This window comes from Marinobacter fuscus (assembly GCF_003007675.1).
In the GTDB taxonomy this organism is placed as follows: Bacteria; Pseudomonadota; Gammaproteobacteria; order Pseudomonadales; family Oleiphilaceae; genus Marinobacter; species Marinobacter fuscus.
The window spans coordinates 199,236-220,452 of the sequence record NZ_PXNP01000023.1 but is presented as its reverse complement, the minus strand read 5'-3'; the positions used below and the strand labels follow the sequence as shown (position 1 = coordinate 220,452).

Annotated in this window: 17 protein-coding genes; 1 reads left to right on the top strand and 16 read right to left on the bottom strand. The window is 58.2% G+C overall.

The window, feature by feature from the left end; all coding sequences use genetic code 11:
- Nucleotides 1–16: 16 nt before the first annotated feature.
- The 4 genes from mazG to cysM all read right to left on the bottom strand — a co-directional run bounded on the left by mazG (nucleotide 17) and on the right by cysM (nucleotide 5,436).
- Nucleotides 17–856, bottom strand: a complete 840-nt coding sequence (gene mazG / locus C7H09_RS06945; RefSeq protein WP_106761875.1) for a nucleoside triphosphate pyrophosphohydrolase — start codon at nucleotides 854–856, stop codon at nucleotides 17–19.
- Nucleotides 853–3,090 carry a GTP diphosphokinase gene (gene relA / locus C7H09_RS06940; RefSeq protein ID WP_106761874.1) on the bottom strand — a complete coding sequence of 746 codons (2,238 nt, stop codon included), beginning with the start codon at nucleotides 3,088–3,090 and terminating at the stop codon, nucleotides 853–855. The genes mazG and relA overlap by 4 nt, the downstream gene beginning before the upstream one ends.
- A gap of 73 nt (nucleotides 3,091–3,163) precedes the next feature.
- Nucleotides 3,164–4,516, bottom strand: coding sequence for a 23S rRNA (uracil(1939)-C(5))-methyltransferase RlmD (gene rlmD, locus C7H09_RS06935; RefSeq protein WP_106761873.1), 1,353 nt, complete (start codon nucleotides 4,514–4,516; stop codon nucleotides 3,164–3,166).
- 26 nt (nucleotides 4,517–4,542) lie between these two features.
- Nucleotides 4,543–5,436, bottom strand: coding sequence for a cysteine synthase CysM (gene cysM, locus C7H09_RS06930; RefSeq protein WP_106761872.1), 894 nt, complete (start codon nucleotides 5,434–5,436; stop codon nucleotides 4,543–4,545).
- Between the two features lie 223 nt (nucleotides 5,437–5,659).
- Between cysM and C7H09_RS06925 the strand changes: the two genes are divergently transcribed.
- Nucleotides 5,660–8,530 (top strand): ATP-binding protein, encoded by a 2,871-nt coding sequence (locus tag C7H09_RS06925; protein ID WP_106761871.1) that lies wholly within the window; start codon nucleotides 5,660–5,662, stop codon nucleotides 8,528–8,530.
- A 6-nt stretch (nucleotides 8,531–8,536) separates the two neighbouring features.
- Here the strand turns inward: C7H09_RS06925 and pdxJ are convergent, their stop codons facing one another.
- The 12 genes from pdxJ to C7H09_RS06865 all read right to left on the bottom strand — a co-directional run bounded on the left by pdxJ (nucleotide 8,537) and on the right by C7H09_RS06865 (nucleotide 21,213).
- On the bottom strand, nucleotides 8,537–9,271 hold the full coding sequence (pdxJ, locus tag C7H09_RS06920; RefSeq protein ID WP_106761870.1) for a pyridoxine 5'-phosphate synthase: 735 nt from the start codon (nucleotides 9,269–9,271) through the stop codon (nucleotides 8,537–8,539).
- On the bottom strand, nucleotides 9,268–10,008 hold the full coding sequence (gene recO / locus C7H09_RS06915; protein WP_106761869.1) for a DNA repair protein RecO: 741 nt from the start codon (nucleotides 10,006–10,008) through the stop codon (nucleotides 9,268–9,270). The genes pdxJ and recO overlap by 4 nt, the downstream gene beginning before the upstream one ends.
- Nucleotides 10,009–10,015: 7 nt before the next feature.
- Nucleotides 10,016–10,933, bottom strand: coding sequence for a GTPase Era (gene era / locus C7H09_RS06910; RefSeq protein WP_106761868.1), 918 nt, complete (start codon nucleotides 10,931–10,933; stop codon nucleotides 10,016–10,018).
- Nucleotides 10,933–11,622 (bottom strand): ribonuclease III, encoded by a 690-nt coding sequence (gene rnc / locus C7H09_RS06905; RefSeq protein ID WP_106761867.1) that lies wholly within the window; start codon nucleotides 11,620–11,622, stop codon nucleotides 10,933–10,935. The genes era and rnc overlap by 1 nt, the downstream gene beginning before the upstream one ends.
- On the bottom strand, nucleotides 11,619–12,005 hold the full coding sequence (locus C7H09_RS06900; protein WP_106761954.1) for a DUF4845 domain-containing protein: 387 nt from the start codon (nucleotides 12,003–12,005) through the stop codon (nucleotides 11,619–11,621). Before C7H09_RS06900 ends, rnc begins: the two co-directional genes overlap by 4 nt.
- A gap of 26 nt (nucleotides 12,006–12,031) precedes the next feature.
- Complete coding sequence (lepB, locus tag C7H09_RS06895; RefSeq protein ID WP_106761866.1) at nucleotides 12,032–12,844, bottom strand: signal peptidase I; 813 nt, start codon at nucleotides 12,842–12,844, stop codon at nucleotides 12,032–12,034.
- A gap of 15 nt (nucleotides 12,845–12,859) precedes the next feature.
- Nucleotides 12,860–14,662 carry a translation elongation factor 4 gene (gene lepA / locus C7H09_RS06890; protein ID WP_106761865.1) on the bottom strand — a complete coding sequence of 601 codons (1,803 nt, stop codon included), beginning with the start codon at nucleotides 14,660–14,662 and terminating at the stop codon, nucleotides 12,860–12,862.
- A 104-nt stretch (nucleotides 14,663–14,766) separates the two neighbouring features.
- Nucleotides 14,767–17,493: a bifunctional diguanylate cyclase/phosphodiesterase gene (locus C7H09_RS06885; RefSeq protein WP_106761864.1), complete on the bottom strand. Its 2,727-nt coding sequence runs from the start codon at nucleotides 17,491–17,493 to the stop codon at nucleotides 14,767–14,769.
- 112 nt (nucleotides 17,494–17,605) lie between these two features.
- Complete coding sequence (locus tag C7H09_RS06880; RefSeq protein WP_106761863.1) at nucleotides 17,606–19,084, bottom strand: DegQ family serine endoprotease; 1,479 nt, start codon at nucleotides 19,082–19,084, stop codon at nucleotides 17,606–17,608.
- Between the two features lie 79 nt (nucleotides 19,085–19,163).
- Nucleotides 19,164–19,613 (bottom strand): SoxR reducing system RseC family protein, encoded by a 450-nt coding sequence (locus tag C7H09_RS06875; RefSeq protein ID WP_106761862.1) that lies wholly within the window; start codon nucleotides 19,611–19,613, stop codon nucleotides 19,164–19,166.
- On the bottom strand, nucleotides 19,610–20,638 hold the full coding sequence (locus tag C7H09_RS06870) for a MucB/RseB C-terminal domain-containing protein (protein WP_106761861.1): 1,029 nt from the start codon (nucleotides 20,636–20,638) through the stop codon (nucleotides 19,610–19,612). Before C7H09_RS06870 ends, C7H09_RS06875 begins: the two co-directional genes overlap by 4 nt.
- A gap of 17 nt (nucleotides 20,639–20,655) precedes the next feature.
- Complete coding sequence (locus tag C7H09_RS06865) at nucleotides 20,656–21,213, bottom strand: sigma-E factor negative regulatory protein (RefSeq protein ID WP_106761860.1); 558 nt, start codon at nucleotides 21,211–21,213, stop codon at nucleotides 20,656–20,658.
- Nucleotides 21,214–21,217 lie beyond the last annotated feature (4 nt).

Below are 21,217 nucleotides of genomic sequence, written 5' to 3'. Positions count from 1 at the left end.
CCGGAAAGTCTATTGGCTAGTCCTTCTCAACGCCCTTTACGCTTTGCCAGATGGCGTCAAGGGCATCCAGACTTTCGTCGTCCAGGTTGCGCCCCTGCTCCGAGAGCACCTTTTCGATTGCCCGGAACCTGGCGTCAAACTTGTGATTGGTTCGGTTCAACGCCTGCTCGGGGTTCACTTTCATAAACCGCGCCAAGTTGACGCACACAAAGATCAGATCGCCCAGCTCGTCTTCCACCGCATCCCGCTCGCCCGCACCCTGTTCTGCGGCCTGCCAGGCTTCTTTCAGCTCGTCGATTTCTTCGTGCAGCTTGTCAAACACCGGGCCAATATCCGGCCAGTCGAAGCCGTGCCGGGCCGCTCGGCGTTGCAGTTTTTCCGCCCGGGCCATGGCGGGCAGGGTTCGGGCAATACCATCCAGGCGGCTTGCCGGGGCATCCGATGCCGGTTTTGCCGCCCGTTCTTCGGCCTTGATGCGCTCCCAGCTTTCCTTGATCCAGGCTTCGCTGGGCCGGTTATCGGGATCAACCCGGCTGTCCAGAGTCCCTTCCGGGAAAACATGCGGATGCCGGCGGATCAGTTTGCGCACCAGATGGTCAACAATGCCATCAAAGTCGAAGTGCCCCTGCTCTTTCCCCATCTGGCCATAGAAGATCACCTGGAACAGCAAATCGCCCAACTCGTCTTTCAGATGCGGGTAATCCTGCTGATCAATGGCATCGGCAACCTCGTAGGCCTCTTCAATGGTATGAGGCACGATGCTGTCGAAGGTTTGCCGGGTATCCCAGGGGCAGCCGATATCCGGGTGCCGCAGCCGGGCCATCAGGGCCTTGAGATCCTCTATGTTGTAGTTCATGTGCGTTTGCGCCTTACGTCGATGATGTTCGGCAGGTTACGAATCTGTGCCAGCAAACGGGCCAGCTGTTCCAGGCTGGAAATCTCCACGGTAATGCGAATGGTGGCGGTATTTTCGTCCTTGTTGGTCAGGGTGTTGAGTGCCAGCACATCGCTGCGGGAAGACGACAATAACTGGGTGATATCGCGCAACAGCCCGGATCGATCGTAAGCCTCAATCTCAACGTCTACCGGGTAGACAGCGGCAGGCGTTCCGCCCCAGTTCACCTCAATAATCCGGTTGGGCTCGAATTCCTGCAGATTCAGAAACGTGATGCAGTCCTGACGATGCACGGTGACGCCACGGCCCACTGTGATGTAGCCGCCAATGGGGTCACCGGGCAAGGGTTTACAGCACTTGGCCACCTGGGTTTTCAGTTTGCCGACGCCCAGGATCTGAATGTCCGAATCGGTGTCGTAGGCCTTCTTCCGGTTCGGCGCCAGCTTCAGGTCGAGCTGTTCGGTTTGCGGCTCAAGCATCTGCTGGGCCACGTTGGCCACGTGGGTCGGGCGCAGGTCGCCAGCACCAATGGCGGCAAACATATCGTCGGCACTGTGATAGTTCACCTTGGCCGCCAGCTGCGAAAGCTCAAGGTCGTACAGTGACAATCGTTTGAATTCGTCTTCCAGAATCGCCCGGCCATCCAGCACATTGCGATCGCGATCCTGCTGTTTGAACCAGTGGGTCACCTTGGCCCGGGCCCGGGAGGTCTGGATGTAACCCAGGCTGGGGTTCAGCCAGTCCCGGCTCGGGGCGGCGTTGTTCGAGGTCAGAATAAAGATTTGATCGCCGGTTTTCAGCGGGTAAGTCAGCGGCACAATCCGACTGTTTACCCGGGCGCCCCGGCAGGCGTGACCGATTTCAGTGTGCACCCGGTAGGCAAAATCCACCGGCGTTGCGCCCTGGGGCAAGTCAACGACATGGCCCTCCGGGGTGAACACGTACACCCGATCCGATGCCACATCGGTTTTCAGATGGTCCGCCAGCCCGGAAATATCCCCCAGCTCTTCCTGCCACTCCAGAACCTGGCGCAGCCAGTTGATCTTGGCATCGTAACCGGTGGACTTGTTCTTGGTATCCGTGCCCTTGTAAAGCCAATGGGCGCATACGCCCAGCTCGGCTTCCTCATGCATGTCATGGGTACGGATCTGCACCTCCACCACCTTGCCCTCCGGGCCAATCACGGCCGTGTGCAGGGACTGGTAACCGTTTTCCTTGGTGTTGGCGATGTAGTCATCGAATTCGTTAGGAATGTGCCGCCAGAGGGTATGCACAATGCCCAGCGCGGCATAACAGTCCCGCACTTCCGGCACCAGTATGCGCACTGCCCGCACATCATAAACTTGGGAAAAATCGATGCCCTTGTTGCGCATTTTTCGCCAGATACTGTAGATGTGCTTGGCACGGCCAGTCAGCTCTGCCTTGATGCCCGACGCTTTCAGTTCCGTTTGCAGGGTCTCGATCACCCGCCGGATGTAGCTCTCCCGATCCAGGCGTTTTTCATCCAACAGTTTGGCGATTTTTTTGTAGGCCGAGCTGTGCAGGTAACGGAAGGACAGGTCTTCCAGCTCCCACTTGATGTGTCCGATCCCCAGACGATGGGCCAGTGGTGCATAGATATCGAAGACTTCCCGGGCCACCCGCATGCGCTTTTCTTCCGGTGCATCCTTCACCGCGCGGATCGCACAGGTACGTTCCGCCAGCTTGATCAGGGCCACCCGGACATCGTCAATCATGGTAACCAGCATCTTGCGGACGTTGTCCAGCTGGCCCTCACTCTGGCCCAGTACATTGCCCTTGAGCGGGTGATGGATGGAGGAAATAGCCGCCATCTGCTGCACGCCATTGATCAGCGCTGCCACCTCGTCACCGAACTCCAGGCGAATGGTCTCCAGAGCAACCCGTTCTTCCCGTACCGCCCGGTAAAGCACCGCGGCGATGACACTGGCCTGATCCAGATGCAACTCCGCCAGTACCTGAGCCATTTCCAGGCCGGTCAGAAAACTGCTGGCGCCCGGTGCCCAAAGCCGGTCTTCCCGAAACGCCTTGTCGGCGATGGCCGCGGCTTTTTCACACGCCAGGCGGAGTTTTTCCGGATCCTCAAGGTGGGTCTGTTCAGCAATGTGCTGCACGAAGCGGCCAATATCCACCTCGCCATCACCACTGACCGAATAGTCTTCCCGTACTTTCACCATGGTAACGCTTTACCCGCTTTATCCTGTTTGGTTTCCAGGCCGTCTGGCCCTGTGCCCAGTGTCCCGCCTGGCTTCAGCGTTCGCCATCCCGCTCGAACAGCGCGATGGATTCAACGTGAGTGGTGTGTGGAAACATGTCCATAATGCCAGCCCGCACCAGACGATATCCGTTGCGAACCATCACACCCGCATCCCTGGCCAGAGTTGCCGGATTACAGGACACGTAAACAATACGATTGGCACCAAACGCTGTCAGGTACTTGCAGATTTCTTCCGCACCCGAGCGGGGCGGGTCAATCAGGATCTTGTCGAAACCTTCTTTGGCCCACGACTGACCAGTGAAATCACCGTGCAGATCGGCACCATGGAAGTCTACATTCGACAATCCATTACGGCGGGCGTTTTCACGGCCACGAACCACCATGGCATCGTCCCCCTCCACGCCGACCACCTGACCGCCCTTGCGGGCCAGCGGCAGGGTAAAGTTGCCCAGGCCACAGAACAGATCCAGCACCCGCTCACCCGGCTGAACATCCAGCCATTCCACAGCCCGGTGTACCATATTCCGGTTGATACCCGCATTTACCTGGGTGAAGTCCATGGGATGAAAGGCCATCTCCAGGTCAAATTCCTCCATCCGGAACATCAGGCGCTCTTCATCCCGGCTTTCGGAGGCCGGCCAGATCCGATGCACGGTATCCGGCCCCTTGGGCTGCAGGTACACGTGCACATCGTGCTCCTGCCCGAACGCGACCAGCTTGTCCCTATCCTCCGGAACCAGGTCATCCATATTCCGGAACACCATGGCCGCCATGTCATCGCCACAGGCAACTTCAACCTGAGCAATACGGTCAAATGCCGCCATACTGTGCAACAAAGCCCTCAGGGGCAGGATCCGTTCGCCAATCCGGGGATCGAGAACCACGCAGCGGTCAATGTCGGTCAGAAAGCTGTTCCGTTTCTCCCGAAACCCCACCAGAACAGACTCCCGGGCTTTGACGTAACGCACGCCAAGGCGGGCCTTGCGCCGGTACCCGAGCGCATCCGGCGAACGCATGGGCTCAATCCACTGTTCCGGCTCAATGCCGCCGAAATGGGCAAAATGCTCCCGCAGGGTGTTTTCCTTGAACCGGATCTGGGCATCGGCACTCATGTGCTGCAGGCTGCAGCCGCCGCAAAGGTCGGCATATTCGCAGGGTGGCGTTTGCCGCTCAGCCACCGACTCCAGAACCTCGGTGGTGCGCAGTTCGTCAAACCGACTGCGGGTGCTGACCATTTTGGCCATCACGGTTTCACCGGGCAGTGCGCCATCAACGAACTGGGTTTTGCCATCGGCTCGGGCAATCCCCCGGCCATCATGGCTGAGGGTTTCAATTTCACAGCGTACGGGCTCTTTGGGCAGAACCTTGCGGCGGCGCTTACTCATACATACAGTCTCTTTTGGCGGGTCATTCAGGCGCTGGGGAAGACACCGGTAGAAAGATATCGGTCTCCGCGGTCACAGATAATGGCCACGATTACGGCGTTTTCAACCTCGCGGGACAACCTGAGCGATGCCGCAATCGCGCCACCGGAGGACACGCCACAGAAGATCCCTTCCTGCTCGGCCAGCGCCCGCATAGTGTCTTCGGCTTCCTGCTGGCCAATATCCAGCACCTGGTCAACCCGGCTGGCTTCGTAGATTTTGGGTAGGTATTCCTCAGGCCAGCGCCGGATTCCGGGTATTGAAGCCCCGTCTTCAGGCTGCAGGCCAACGATCGAGATATCGGGGTTACGCTCTTTCAGATAACGGGACACTCCCATAATGGTGCCAGTGGTGCCCATGGAACTGACAAAATGGGTCACCCGCCCGGAGGTCTGCTCCCAGATTTCCGGCCCGGTGGTGCGGTAATGAGCCAGGGGATTATCGGCGTTGCTGAACTGATCCAATACCTTGCCTTTGCCCTCGGCTTCCATCCGAAGCGCCAGATCCCGGGCCCCCTCCATGCCTTCCTCGCGGCTGACATTGATCACCCGGGCGCCATAGGCACGCATCGAGGCCCGGCGCTCCTCGCTCAGGTTGTCCGGCATAATCAGCACCATCCGGTAGCCCTTGATGGCTGCCGCCATGGCCAGTGCAATGCCGGTATTGCCGGAGGTGGCTTCAATCAGGGTATCGCCCGGCGCGATTTCCCCACGTCGTTCGGCTTCCTGAATCATACCCAGTGCGGGCCGGTCTTTTACCGACCCGGCCGGATTGTTTCCTTCCAGCTTTGCCAGAATGACATTACTGGTATTTCCGGCCAGGCGTTGCAGGCGAACCAACGGCGTGTGGCCGACATAATCTTCTATGGTGGGGAAAATCATAAGCAATCCCTGTGATACACTTTCGGCTTGGAATCATACGCGTTATGGCCGCCGTGTCCCAATACAGCTTATCGCTATTTCCATGACAGGCAGCTATATCTGACAGCATCTGGGCTGCACGCCGCCACGGAAAAATCGGCGAGTGGTTCCGGCCACAAGGACGTGTCTGCCACCCGTGCCCGGCACAGGGCGGCAGCAAGAAAACCAAGAACAGGAACAGAGTATGCGACGTTGGGGCATTCGTAAAAAGGTTCTGGTGGTAACACTGGTTCCCACTCTGCTGACAACCTTGATGCTGGGGCTGTTTTTTACCTACAGCTGGGTTAACAACATTGAAAGCCTGCTGAAAGACCGCGGGGAATCCCTGTCCCGCCAGTTGGCCGCTGGCTCCGAATACGGCCTGTTCACGGCCAACCGCAGCCTGCTCAGCAACCTGTCCAATGCGTTGCTCGAAGAGCAGGATGCCCGATCGATCACTTTTTATGACAGCGAAGGCCAGCGCCTGCTGCACAGCGGCCCCGGCAGCACCAATACTGCTACGCCGCTGCCGCTGAGCGCAGAGGGTCCGGGCCAGGTTGTTCATGCCAGCAGCACCCGCTTCATTACACCGGTCTACCTGCAGGATCTGATGATCGAGACCATGCTCGACCCGGATGCCAGGCAATCCGCTGCCAAACTGGAAGCACCTCTGGGCTGGGTTGCGGTAGAAATGTCTCACGTGCGCACCGAGAAAGAGACCTACAAAGCACTGCTGATTTCCCTGTTGCTCATCATTGCAGGCGTACTGTTGAGCCTGGCGGTTGCGCTACGACTGAGCCGCGCGTTCACCGATCCGGTCTTTGAACTCAACGAAGCTGTCGCCAGGCTCAAAGAAGGCAAGCTGGAAACCAGGGTCTACACTGCTGCCGGGCCCGAATTCGAGCAACTGGAGTCCGGCCTGAACGATATGGCTGCCGAACTCAGTCGGGCCCAGGCGGAGATGCAGCAGAATATCGATCAGGCCACGGAAGATTTACGGGAAACCCTCGAAACCATTGAAATCCAGAATATCGAACTGGATTTCGCCCGCAAGGAAGCGCTGGAAGCCAGCCGGATCAAATCCGAGTTCCTGGCCAATATGTCCCATGAAATCCGCACGCCCCTGAACGGCATCATCGGCTTTACCGAACTGTTACTGAAAAGTCCCCTGCCCCGGCAGCAGCGGGATCACCTGAATACCATCCGGAAATCCTCGGAAATCCTGCTCACCATCATCAACGACATTCTGGACTTCTCGAAAATCGAAGCAGGCAAGCTGATTCTGGACCGGGTGCCGTTCGCACTCCGGGATATTGTTGAAGAAGTTATGGTAATGCTGGCACCCGCAGCCCATACCAAAAATCTGGATCTGGTGCCGCTGGTCTATAACGATGTGCCGGATAACATCATGGGCGACCCGCTGCGGGTGAAACAAGTCATCACCAATCTGGTGAACAACGCCATCAAGTTTACCCAGACCGGCGAAGTCGTGCTGCGGGTCAGCCTGGAAGACGAGGACACAGAAAACAACCAGGTTACCCTGCGCCTGAGTATTGCCGATTCCGGCGTGGGGCTTTCCCGTGCCCAGCAGCAATCCCTGTTCAATGCGTTTAACCAGGCAGATGCTTCAACGGCGCGGCAGTATGGCGGTACCGGTCTTGGCCTGGCCATCTCCAAACGGCTGGTGGAAGAAATGGGCGGTAAGATCGGCCTGGAAAGCGAGCTCGGCAAGGGTTCAACCTTCTGGTTTACTCTGACACCGGAGCTGTCCGCGACAATCGACGCCGGATCACCAAAAGAGTCGCTCCAGGGTGAGCGGATCATCTATCTGGAACAACAGAAAACCACCGGCCTGGCGGTTGAGCACCTGTTGCGGGAATGGGGTATATCGGTGGATTGCGTGTCGTCCCCCGGCGCCTTGCTGGAGCGGGTAGAGGAAGCACAAAAACGTCAGGAGGGCTATGCCACTGCGCTCATCGGCATCACCCGTCATTTGCTGAATTCCAGCCAATACTGCAGCCTGTTAAGGTCTCTGGAGGTAGAGCGCGACTGCCGCACCCTACTCCTGACCCCGACGCTGGAAACCCACGATACACCGTTGTCCGGACTTGCCAGCGGCCACCTCACGAAGCCGGTCTGCCGTGATGCACTTTACGACGAACTGCTCTTGCTGATTCACGGCATACAAGCTGGCAACCAGGCCCCGGGGCACACCAGCTTACCGGCGCCAAATGCCCGGCCCGCCCGCACCCCGCGCATACTCGCGGTTGACGACAACGAGGCCAACCTGAAGCTGGTCATGACGCTGCTCCACGACTGCCACCTGGACGCCGAAGGTGCCGCCAGCGGATTCGAGGCCCTGTCCAAAGTTCGCCAGCACGCCTTCGACCTGGTATTCATGGATCTCCAGATGCCGGGCATGGATGGCGTTGAAACCACATCCCGCATCCGCGCATTGGATACAGGCTCTCACCGGACGCCCATCATCGCCCTGACCGCTCACGCCCTGGCCGACGAACAGGACAAGCTGTCGCAACAGGGCTTTGACGGCTACATGGCCAAGCCGATCAGTAGCCATCAGCTGGAGGATCTGATCCGCGAGTACACCGGCTTTGATGCCCGCCAGCCCGGCAATGGCACCGGAATTTCCGAAGTGCGTGACACCCGCCGTCCGCTGCGGCCATCCAACCGCCGCATGCAACAGGACTGTGTCAGCGTGGAAGAAAGCATCCAGCTGGCGGCAGGCAAAACCGATCTGGCCGAGGAGTTGTTCAGTATGCTGCTGGAACAGCTGCCGGAAGACATCGGGCGGGTAAACAAGCTCTGGCAGGACAACCAGCAGAGCTTATTACTTGAGTGTGTTCATAAACTGCACGGAGCAACCCGGTATTGTGGCGTTCCCGAGTTGCGCACCATCGCCAACCGGTTTGAAACAGCCTTGAAATGCGAATCGCCGGATCGCGCAATCCTGAAAGACCAGTTGATAGCCGCTATGGAGCGTCTGCAGATGTGGAGCGACAGAACCGACTGGCAGCGCCTGTTCCGGGAACAGCAGCGCCAGCCGGAAACCACCTGAAACGGCTCAGGGGCGTGCTCTGTCCAGAATCGCTTTCATGTCCCGCACCGCATCTTTCAGGCCGGTAAATACGGCTCGGGCGATGATTGCATGGCCGATATTCAATTCATTGATGCCGGGAATGGCCGCTACGCGCTCAGTGTTGTGGTAATGCAGGCCGTGGCCGGCATTGACGATCAAGCCCTTCTTTCTGGCATAGCCAACGGCATCAGCCAGAATCTGGTAAGACGCCTCGATTGCTTTCGGCGTCTGCGCCTCGGCGTATTCTCCGGTATGCAGTTCGATCACAGGGGCCCCGCAACGAACAGCCGCGTCGATCTGCTCCCGATCGGGATCAATGAACAGAGACACTTCTGAACCGATCGCCGCGAGTTGCTCACAGGCCCTGGCCACCCTGGCTTCCTGCCCGACTACATCCAGACCACCCTCGGTGGTCAGTTCTTCACGCTTCTCCGGCACCAGGCAGACGCACTCCGGGCGTACCTGACCGGCAAACGCCAACATCGCGTCGGTGACCGCCATTTCAAGGTTCATTTTAGTTTGCAGTACATCCCTGAGCAGCAGCACATCGCGATCCTGAATGTGCCTGCGATCTTCCCGGGGATGAATGGTAATCCCGTCCGCACCGGCCTCTTCAGCCACCAATGCAGCCTGGACAGGATCCGGGTATCGGGTTCCCCGGGCCTGTCGAAGGGTGGCGACGTGGTCGATGTTCACTCCAAGCAAAACTCGGGACGTCATGATGTTCTCCCAGCAGACGGATTTGAATGGCGAAAAAGTTCCCGGCTGTGCAAAGGCTTGCCCTGCAACAAGTAATCAATCAACACCCGCATAACCCGTTTGGCGGTTCTGCGCGGTGCCTCATCAAGAAAATTATCGGCGGCCAGCGCCAGCAGATCCTCACCCGGCAACTGCCGGAGCAGGCAGTTATGATCCGGGCACTCGATAATTCCCCGGGTAGGCTCATATCCATAGCGGATGCCCGGCTGCACGGCCGACCCGGTATCCATTGCTTCGTCCCAGCGAAAACTGTAGCCCTGTGACGCGGCAAACACCCTCTCGAAACGACGCAACAGGGGTTCCACATCGGCGCCCTCCGACAGTTCCGCCAGCGCCTGCAGGGTCTCGATGTAGTGGGCAAAAAGCGCCGGTGAGGGATCGGAAGGTGGCAAAACCCGCTGAAGCAGTTCATTGAGGTAAAAGCCACTGTACATGGCCCGCGGTTTGGCGATCGCCGGCGCGCTGCGAACCTCAAGCTGTACCAGGGATTTCAAATCGCTTTTTCCGATCCAGTCTACAAGCAACGGCTGGAACGGCTGCAACTGGGCCTTGAGCGGACTTTTGCTGCTGGTGGCACTACGGGCTATCACGCTGATACGACCGCAGTTGAGGGTGAACAAATCCACCAGCAAGGCTGTCTCCCGCCAGGGCCGCCGGTGCAGCACATACGCGGGCTCCTGTTGCACCGCCCCTTTCATGCCAGCCTCAGAGGTCGCCCATGCCGAGACTCTTTAGTGCACGGTCGCTGTCGGCCCAGCCCCGCTTCACTTTTACCCACAAACGCAACATCACCTTGGAACCAAACATCCGCTCCATGTCGGTGCGGGCCTCCTGACCAATACGGCGCAGGCGTTCGCCTTTATCGCCGATCAGAATTTTCTTCTGGCCTTCCCGCTCAACCAGAATCAGCGCCGAGATATGCAGAGTCTTGCCTTCGGTCTTGAACTCCTCGATCTCCACGGCCACCGAATAAGGCAATTCCGCGCCCAGCTGCCGGGTGATTTTTTCCCGTACCATTTCCGCCGCCATGAAACGCTCACTGCGGTCGGTAATCTGGTCGTCGGGATAGAAATGAATGCTTTCGGGCAGGAAACGGCCAACGGCGGTTTCCAGAGGCTCCAGGTTGGTTTCTCTGAGTGCCGATAGCGGGATGATTTCGGCAAAGTCCAGTTTACGGGAAAGCGCATCAAGGTGCGGCAACAGCAGGCCCCGGTTTTCCAGTTTGTCGACCTTGTTGACCGCCAGGATTACCGGGCAGGACAGCCTGCGCAGCTTTTCCAGCACCATGTCGTCTGCACTGGTCCAGGCCAGCTGGTCGACCACAAAAATCACCACATCAACATCGATCAGCGCAGACGATGCTGCCTTGTTCATGTAACGGTTCAACGCCCGGGGCTCTTCCTCGTGCATGCCCGGGGTGTCCACATAGATCGCCTGCACCGGACCATCGGTCTTGATCCCCAGCACCTGATGCCGGGTGGTTTGGGGCTTGCGTGAGGTAATACTCAGTTTCTGGCCGAGAATGTGATTGAGCAGCGTTGACTTGCCCACGTTCGGCCTGCCAACGATGGCAACGAAACCACAGCGGCTGTCGGGATTTTCCGGGCGGGTAATATCATTCATCAAGGCGTCTCCACACCCAGTTTCTTGAGCGCATTGCGGGCAGCCTGCTGCTCGGCAATGCGGCGGCTACTGCCGGTGCCTGTGGTCTTCCGATCGAGGGAAGGCAAAGCACAGGATACATGAAACGTCTGGTTGTGGGCTTCGCCATCCACCGAGACCACTTCATAGCGGGGCAAGGGGAATTGTCGGGACTGAAGGTATTCCTGCAACCGTGTTTTCGGGTCTTTCTGGGTGTCCTGGATATCCAGATTGGCCAGCCGATGCTCGAACCAGCGCAGCACCTGCTCCCGGCAGGTATAGAAATCGCTGTCGAGATAGATGGCACCGATGATGGATTCCACACCGTCTGCCAGAATCGACTCCCGCCGGAAGCCCCCGCTTTTCAGCTCGCCAGAGCCAAGCCGCAGGTACTTGCCGAGTTCAAATTCCCGACCGATTTCGGCCAGGGTGACCCCTTTGACCATTCGGGCCCGCAAACGGCTTAGCTGGCCTTCCCGGGCCTTCTCGAAGTGCATGTACAGATGCTCGGCAATCACCATATTGACGATGGAGTCGCCAAGAAACTCAAGGCGCTCGTTGTTCTGGTTGCCAAAACTGCGGTGGGTGAGCGCCAGCAACAGGCGCTCCGGTTCTTTAAACTGATAGCCGATGCGGCGCTGAAGCTGGTCTAGGTCTGGTTTTGAATTCACTGGCCCTTGAACTCGTACTCGTGCTGGAAGTGGACAACGGTGTCCACATTCCGGAAGACATTATTGCGAACTTCGTAATCCACTTTGATGATTACCCGTTCACCATTTTTTTCAACGGCGATGTTTTTGGCATCGAAACCATCGACGTTATTCACGCTCAACCGCTTGTTGATCAGGGTTCTTACCTGGGCTGGCCCCATCCTCGACAGACCCTCGGTACCATCAAGGCTCTGCAGAGCTTCCTGAATGGTAAAGTCATCGAGATAGGCCGGGCCAATCTTGATGGCAAGCGTCAACAGGCTGCCGAAAAACAGAGCCACTATCATCAGGGTTAACGCCCCGCCCTGCTGACGCCCAAGGCTTGCCGGGTATTTGTTTAGCATCAGAGTTTGCTCCGAAATCTTTCTCATTATTGAATGCCACCCACACGGTCAAAAGATGGCAGACTTGTCAGGGATTTCCAGTGCATCCAGATGGCAAATGCCTTACCCACCACCATGTCGTCCGGCACCGTACCCCAGAAACGGCTGTCGTTACTGTTGTCCCGGTTGTCACCCATCACAAAGTAGTGCCCCGCGGGCACCACCCACTCGCCCTCACCAGCCCCTGTTAACCGGTTCATGGTCAGGTAGAGATCATGCTCTACGTCGTCAAGCTGCTCCCGCCAGCGCTCTACCGGTGGCAGGCGGGCAACAAAGTCTCTGGGTACCGGTTCATCGTTGATAAACAGCTGCTTGTTGCAGTACCGGATGCGGTCTCCAGGCAGCCCGATCACCCGTTTGATGTAATTGGTAACACCGTCTTCCGGATAGCGGAAAACCATCACGTCGCCCCGCTGGGGATCGCCGATTTCAACCACCTTGGTGCCCGCTACCGGCAGCCGAAGACCATAAGCGTATTTGTTCACCAGGATGAAATCGCCCACTTCCAGCGTTGGCAACATAGAGCCGGACGGTATCTGGAAGGGTTCAATCAGAAACGACCTCAACACCAGAACGACCGCCAGCACCGGAAAGAAGGAGCGACTGACATCGATCAGCCAGGGCTCCCGGGTATCGGAACCGGCTGTACTCTGGGCGTCTGAGCCCGCACTGGCACTTACGTCTGCACTCTGGCCTGCTTCGGCCAACCGGCGCTTTTTCAGGAACAGCACATCAGCCAGCCAGATCACGCCAGTGGCAAAGGTGAGAACCACGAGTACCAGTGGGAAATTGATGTCCATCCAGGTGCCTTTGTCTTATTTATCCACTTTCAACACAGCAAGAAACGCTTCCTGAGGCACCTCGACATTACCCAGCTGCTTCATGCGTTTTTTACCTTCCTTCTGCTTCTGAAGCAGCTTCTTCTTACGGCTGACGTCGCCGCCATAACACTTGGCCGTCACGTTCTTGCGCAGCGCCTTGACAGTCACCCGCGAGACTACGTGGGTACCAATAGCCGCCTGAATGGCGATATCAAACATCTGCCGGGGGATCAGTTCCTTCATCTTTTCGATCAGCTGGCGGCCACGATAGTGCGACTGCTCCTTATGCACAATCAGTGCAAGGGCATCAACACGATCGCCATTGATCAACACATCCAGGCGCACCAGATTAGCGGCCTGGAACCGGACAAAGTGATAATCCAGCGACGCAAAGCCGCGGCTCGCTGACTTGACCCGGTCAAAAAAGTCCATGACCACCTCCGCCATGGGCAACTCATAGGTCAGCTGCACCTGCGTAGACATGAAATGCATGTTCTTCTGAACACCACGCTTTTCTTCACACAGGGCAATAACATTGCCCAGGTGCTCCTGTGGCACCAGGATATTGGCCTCGACGATCGGCTCACGCATTTCTTCGATGGAACCCACATCCGGCAACCGCGACGGGTTATCCACCGACAGGGTTTCACCCTGTTTGGTCACCACCTCATAGATAACCGTGGGTGCAGTGGTAATCAGGTCCAGATCGTATTCCCGCTCCAGGCGCTCCTGGATGATTTCCATGTGCAACATGCCCAGGAAACCACAGCGGAAACCGAACCCGAGCGCATCGGAGTTTTCCGGCTCGAAGAACAGCGAGGCATCGTTCAGGGTGAGTTTTTCCAGCGCGTCCCGGAAATCGTCATAGTCGTCGGCGCTAACCGGGAACATACCTGAATACACCTGGGGCTTGATCTTCTGGAACCCCGGCAACATCGGTGTTTCTTCGGCATGTTTCTGATGCACAATAGTGTCACCGACCGGCGCACCATGAATATCCTTGATACCCGCCACCACAAACCCGACATCGCCCGCTTCCAGCACATTGGTATCGGTTGGTTTGGGATTGAAAACACCCACTTTGTCCGCCGACCAGGCCTTCTTGGTGGACTTGATAACGATCTTGTCGCCCTTGCGCAGCACACCCTCGGTAATCCGTACCAGAGACACCACGCCCAGATAATTGTCGAACCAGGAGTCGATGATCAGCGCCTGCAAAGGCGCATTCCGGTCGCCTTTGGGGGGCGGAATCTTCTGGATCAGGTCTTCCAGAACGTCTTCTACTCCCAGCCCGCTCTTGGCACTACAGCGCACGGCATCCGCGGCTTCGATGCCGATAATGTCTTCAATTTCCCCAGCCACCCGTTCCGGCTCAGCCTGGGGCAGATCCATCTTGTTCAGGACGGGAACCACCTCAAGCCCCTGCTCGATGGCGGTGTAGCAGTTGGCCACGGACTGCGCCTCTACCCCCTGGCCCGCATCCACCACCAGCAAGGCACCCTCGCAGGCATACAGAGAACGGGAAACCTCGTACGAGAAATCCACGTGCCCCGGGGTGTCGATGAAATTCAGCTTGTAGGTTTCACCATCTTTGGCCGTGTAGTTTAGCGTCACACACTGGGCCTTGATGGTAATGCCCCGTTCTCGCTCAAGATCCATGGAATCCAGCACCTGTTCGGCCATCTCACGGTCGGTGAGGCCTCCGCAGATCTGGATAAAGCGATCCGCCAGGGTGGATTTACCGTGGTCGATGTGGGCAATGATGGAAAAGTTACGGATTCGGCTCAGTTCAGTCACAGACAATGATTACTCATAAAAGGCATAGGGTTGGGCCCGGAGGCGCCACTACCGGGATCCGGGAACGCGGTGATTTTACCGGTTACAGGCCGCCATTGCCATGATCAGGAAATCAGCGGCTTCTCGTATTGGCGAATCAGGAACCCGATCAGGGCATCCTCGTCCAGCGGATAGCTGAACAAATTACCCTGACATTGGGTGCAACCAGCCGATTTCAGGAACGTCAGTTGCTGCAGGGTTTCCACACCCTCCGCGACCACCGTCAGGTGCAGTTTGTGGGCCAGAGCAATAACCGCCGAGGCCACATCTGTAGCGCTTACGTTATAGGGTATATCGCGAATGAAGCGGTGATCGATTTTGATCACATCCAGGGGCAATTGCTGCAACGAGACCAGTGAACAGGAGCCGGTACCAAAGTCGTCCAGAATCAGGCAAACACCCAGATCGTTCAGCGAAATCAGAAGCTCCCTCAGCATTCTGGGATCTTCGTTCAGAACTTCCGCTGGCATTTCCAGCTCAAGCCGTTCCGGCGACACGCCAGTCTCGGTGATCACCCGGCGAACCATGTCGAGGAACCCGGCCTCGGTCACCTGGGCAACGGAAAAATTGATGGCGATTTTCAGGGCTTCGAACCCGGCACGCTCCAGCGCCTGCACCTGAATACAGGCCTGCCGGAACGCCAGTTCGCCAAGGCGAATGATAAGCCCGGTCTCTTCCGCCAGCCCGATGAACTGTTGGGCAGATACCAGCCCCTTCTCGGGGTGATGCCAGCGCAGAAACGCTTCAACACCAATAACCCTCTGGCTGGCCAGATCCACTTTCGGCTGGTAATGCAGCACAAACCGGTCGCCATCCAGGGCCGTGAGCAGCTCTTCCTGCTGCAACAGACGGCGAGCCGCCTTGATGTTCATCGCGGGGGTAAAAAACTGATAGGTATTCCGCCCCAACTCCTTGGCCCGGTACATGGCGAGATCCGCATACTTCATCAGAGTACCGGCATCTTCACTGTCGTGAGGGATCATGGTAATGCCGATACTGACACTGATACTGACCTCATGGTCGTTTAACCGGAGGCGCTGGCAAAGCCGGGCGAGAATATTCTCGGCTACCTTGCCGGCTGCATCGGATGCGTCAATCCGCGACAACAGCACCACGAACTCGTCGCCGCCCAAACGGGCTACCGAGTCCTCTTCCCGTACACACCCCTTCAGCCATTGGGCAACCTGGCACAGCAGCTCGTCACCGGCATCATGGCCCAGAGTGTCGTTGATGCGCTTGAAGCCATCGAGGTCAAGAAACATCAGGGCCGAGCCCTCGCCGGTGCGGCGGCTCCGGCTGACCACGTGGTTCAGACGATCCCGGAACAGCTGGCGGTTCGCCAAGCCTGTCAGAGGATCATAGAAAGCCAGCCGGTGCAGCTCGGTTTGGGCGGCCTTGAGCTGGGTCAGGTCCCGCAGGCTCAGAACCACGCCGTTCACGCCGGGCACCGACAGCATGGCGGTAAAAGTACCCTCCATATCCCGCCAGCGGCCCTCAAAATCCCTGATCCGGGCCCTGACCGCGGGTACCTGCTGCCCCGGCGCTGCTATGGCGTCTTCAAACCCGCGCTGCAATTGCGCCCAGTCCTCCATGTGCACCAGATTTCTGAACTCCAGCGACGCAACAGTCTCCGGATCGAAACCCAGAATATCCCGCGACGAGGGGCTGGCGTACAAGGGGTCTCCCTGACGACTCATCACCAGAGTAACGTTGGCGGCACCTTCAGTAATGGCGCGATAGCGGCCGGCACTCACCTGAGCAATCAGCCGCGACCTGATCAGCGAGAAAACGAACAGCCCCAGCAGCAGGCTGATGACCAGCCCGGAACCCAGCACAATCGGTGGCCGGGGATCCGCCGCCAGAAAATCGAAGGCTGGCGTGGAACGGGTCTGCAGCAACCATTCCCGGCCACCATGGGTAATTTTCTGGCTCATCTGGAAACTGTATTCATCATCCAGAGACCCCAGATTGGAGCCGTACATCAGAGCGTCCCGAGCAACCACGCCGCTGTCATAGATGCGCACATCCAGAAAAGGCGAAATCAGCCCGACAATACCGTCGATCAGGTTATTCATCCGAAAGGCGCTGAACACATACCCCTGAAGCAGCATTCGGCGCTCAGCCCTGGACTCCGGCACTGCCCCGCCCTGGTACACCGGGTAGTACATCAGAAAACTGGCCTGATCCTCTCCAACAGACTCCTGAACCAACACCACTTTGCCGGTTACGGTCGGTATGGCACGATCCCGTGCGCGCTCCATGGCAACCCGGTGAACCGGGTCACTGAAGGCATCGTAACCAAGCGCCTTCCGGTTGCCTGTGCTGCCGGGCTCCATGTATACCATGGGGTAATAATCGGGGCCGGTGCCCAGAGGGCGTACCAGATAATGATAAATTCCCCCGGCACGCACCGACGCAATATGGTCGGCCATATCCCGCACACCTATTCGCTGCACATAGCCAATGCCTTGAATACCCGGGTAGTAGCGGTTGATATCGACCTTGTCTATGTACTCTTTCCACTGCTCCCGGCTAACGGTACCGGACACACTGAACAGCCCGGCACTGCCTGCAAGTACCTGTTCGTAGTTGAGCAGCCGTTCTTCGATAGCGGTTTTCAATTGCAGGGACTGGGTTCTGAAACGGGCTTCGGTGCGATCGTCGACCAGGCGGATAGAAAATTGCCAGAGCGCGAGTGCCGTGGCCGAGGCGGCCAAAAACACAATCCAGGCGAGCCAGGAGTATCGCGGCTTGAGAAGCTGGCGGAGGGGAAGCTCCTTATTAGTCATCATTGTTATCGGTCCGTTCCATGACCCGGCTTATTGGCAGACAGTGAAAGCATAACAAAAAGCCCCCGGGCATGTCGCCATACCCCGGGGGCGGTCACCGCTTACCTTGCTCCGATCAGGGCTTGAGCACCAGGTAAATGGCCCTGCCCTGGCGCACCACACGCACAGAAACTGCCCGATTTTCCGGCAACCCACTGACCACCTCGCGGAAGTCACGAACCGACCGCACCTGCTGGCGGTTGATCTCGGTAATGATGTCCCTCGCGCGAATACCTGCATCAAACGCTGGCCCGCGACTGACACCAGAGACCACGACACCACCCTCGACACCCACGGAACTGGCCGTTTCCGGAGGCAATGTCTCCACACTCAACCCCAGCGGGCTGGCTGCACCACTGGCGTCCGCATCAGGTGTGCTGCTGGCTACCTGACTACCGTCTTCCGGCAACTGGCCAATCGCAACATCCACGGAAATCTCGCGCCCACCGCGCAACACGGTCAGCTCTGCGGTTTCGCCAATCCGGGTTCGACCAACCATTGGGGGTAAGTCAGACGACAGCTCGACATCTTCTCCGTTGTAGGCCAACACAATATCGCCGGATTCCAACCCACCCTTTTCTGCAGGCGAGCCAGGCATAACCTCTGCGACCAGGGCGCCCCGCGGACGCTTAAGGCCAAAGCTCTCTGCCAGATCCCGGTTTACTTCCTGAATCAGCACACCCAACCAGCCCCGGGCAACGGAGCCACTGTCTCTGAGCTGACGGAATACGTTCATGGCATCATCGATCGGGATAGCGAAAGACACCCCCATGAAACCACCGGAGCGGGTATAAATCTGGGAGTTGATGCCCACCACTTCGCCGTCAAGATTAAACAGGGGGCCACCGGAATTCCCCGGGTTGATGGCCACATCTGTCTGGATAAAAGGCACATAGTTTTCGGATGGCAGAGAGCGGCCGAGCGCACTGACGATCCCTGCGGTCACCGTGTAGTCGAACCCGAACGGAGAACCAATGGCAAATACCCATTCTCCCACTTTCAGATCCTTTGACCGGCCTACACTGACCACCGGAAGATCCTCGGCATTCTCAATTTTCAAAACGGCCATATCCGAGCGCGGATCGGTTCCGACAATGGTGGCCGTAAACTCCCGGCGATCATTCAGGCGAACAATAACCTCGTCTGCATCCTCAACCACATGGTTGTTGGTCAGCACATAGCCATCTGCCGAAACAATAAAACCGGACCCCATGCTGCGCCGGGGCTGCTGGGATCGGGGAGAACCACCGAAGGGCGAACGGGGGCCCCGGAAAAAGTCCTGAAGAAATGGGGGCAGTTGTTCCAGCTGGCGCTCGTCAAAAGGCGAGCCGTGAAATCCGGAGCCCTGGCTTGCCGCTTCGGTGGTGGTACTGATGTTGACCACCGCACTGGAATTCTCTTCAACCAGCCTGGTGAAGTCCGGCAGGCTTCTGGCAGCCGCATTCTGGCTCCAGAACACCGACATCATGGCCGCCACCATCAATAGAGCGCCCAGCAAAGCCCCCGGCGTGACGGAAGACCGGGCATGGGCGGCCTGTACATCTTGCTCTGGCATAACTACCCCCTTATGACGTCTGTTGGTTGTTTTATTCTGGGGTTGACCGGTGTATTTTCAACTTAAATAACGGTAGGAATCACAGACATGTCGAGACGTGCACTGTGTTGACCCGAAGCAGACGAGGCTTGTAGCGCTCTCCGGCCCGCGCCTGCCAGCGCCGCACCAGCAAGAACCCGGCGCCAAGGCCTGCAAGGGCGCCACCAATGGCGGCGATATCCTGTGGACCAAACACCCGGTGCATCAGAATGCTGCCAGCCACCATCAGTACCAGTGGCCCGCCATACACAGCCACAGACGCGCGCAGCAGTGCCTGTTCATCAAGGCCGATGATCACATCATCCCCCACCCGGGCGCCAATCGTATTTTCAATCAATACCTGGTTGGCTTTGCCGCCAGAGGCGGCCGCCAACACCCTTTGTCCGCAACCCGAACGGGCTGCACAACTCTGGCAGGCGCTGGTCCGGATAGTCTGAACCCAGACACTGCTCCCCGCCTCGGCGACGACACGACCGGTTTCGGTGATCATGACCCCACCCACTCCAGCGCCAGGCGTTCATCGATGCGCACGGAGTCAGCCACTTTTCGCGCCGTTGCAGGTGGAATTTCTCCCACTACCGCAATCAGAAAAGGGCGCTCATTTACGGAGACTTCCCGGAGGAAAATGGTCGTCGCGCCAACACGTGACGCACCGGACGGCATCTTCAATCGGCCCATGGGTTCCACGAACACGGAAAACGCCGCCAAACCATCTGAAAAAGCAACGGCTTTTCCCTTACCTGAGCGTGGTGCTGCCGCAGGAACAAACCCTTCAGGCTGCCAGTCGAGCGTCCAGCCATTCATTCTTGCAACCGCAGAAGCCCGGGGCTCACCGTGATCAAGCTTGCGCTTGATTTCGCGCCCCTGACTACGTATTTCCAGTTCGTCGTCACTGATATCACCGGTAATCTCCAGATCGGTGAACTGGAAATGCTCCAGAACCTCTTCTCCGGGCCCCCGCACCTGACTCTTCACCAGCAGCCCTGTTTCTTTTTCCAGCCACAGTCTGTGGCTGTAACGATGAGAGTCCCTGGCCTCCAGCGACACAATCGCCACATCGTAACCCGCAACCCGATCCTGTCCGGCCAGGGTTGGCCGGTACCAGCGCCCAACCGGCACCAACTGGCTGCTGAACGCCTCGGCAAAGGGCCCTGAGGGAATCACTTCGTCCAGGCGCACCCTCCCCCGATCCGGCAAGACACAAACCACATCCATTCCCTTGCGAACGATTTCGCCGTTGCCGCCGTCCTGCATCACCAGGCGTTCTTCAACCCGCCCATTTTTGTAGCGATGGGCGATGCGCATGGAGTGAACCTGATCGCCCCGGGCATAAATAAACACTCCCCGGTAGGAGGTCATGTTGAGCGCCGGCCCCAGTCGTTCGAGCCATTCCATGGCCAGGGAATCCCCTGCAGGCAACTCAGCAGCCCCCCGCGCAGACGCTGACATCGCTCCGAGCAACAAACAAGCCAGCAGCAATGCGGGCCAGTGCCTGCGCTTACAACGAAAGGTCATACGGTCATACTCCACAATCAGTAATGATTTCCCGCACTGACCAGCCGGGCATAGCCGACGGATCCCCGCCCTGCGCCCACGCTGTTGTGCTGCGCATGCTCAAGCAAAAACTGCCGCATCTGCTGAAGCTGGGCATCATCAAGCTCCTGCAGGCCAACCTGTTGCTCTGCCACGGGCAGGCTAAGCGCGGGCACTGCATCATTCGATGCAATATCGCGGCTGCCGGGCAAAGCATCGCCGTCCCACCCGGCACCCGCTCCAAACCCCACCACCAGAGCCACAGCCACCATCGCGGCCACCGGCCAGCGCCAGGCCGACCGCCCGGCTTCTGCCACTGAGGTTTTTTCCGATCGGGACTCGGGGCGGCCGTCCAGTGCCGCCCGAACACCGGCGGCCACGTCTATGGCACTCGCCGGACTGTGCTGCTCGTGCATCAGGTCGCGGATTTGCTGCCAGCGCTGCCACTGCCCTCGGACATCATGCTGATCGCTATGGGACAGCAACCGCCGCACCGAAAGCTCATCAGCCTCATCGTCCATCATCGACGACAAAGTTTCTCTGAGACGCTCATCCATTGGA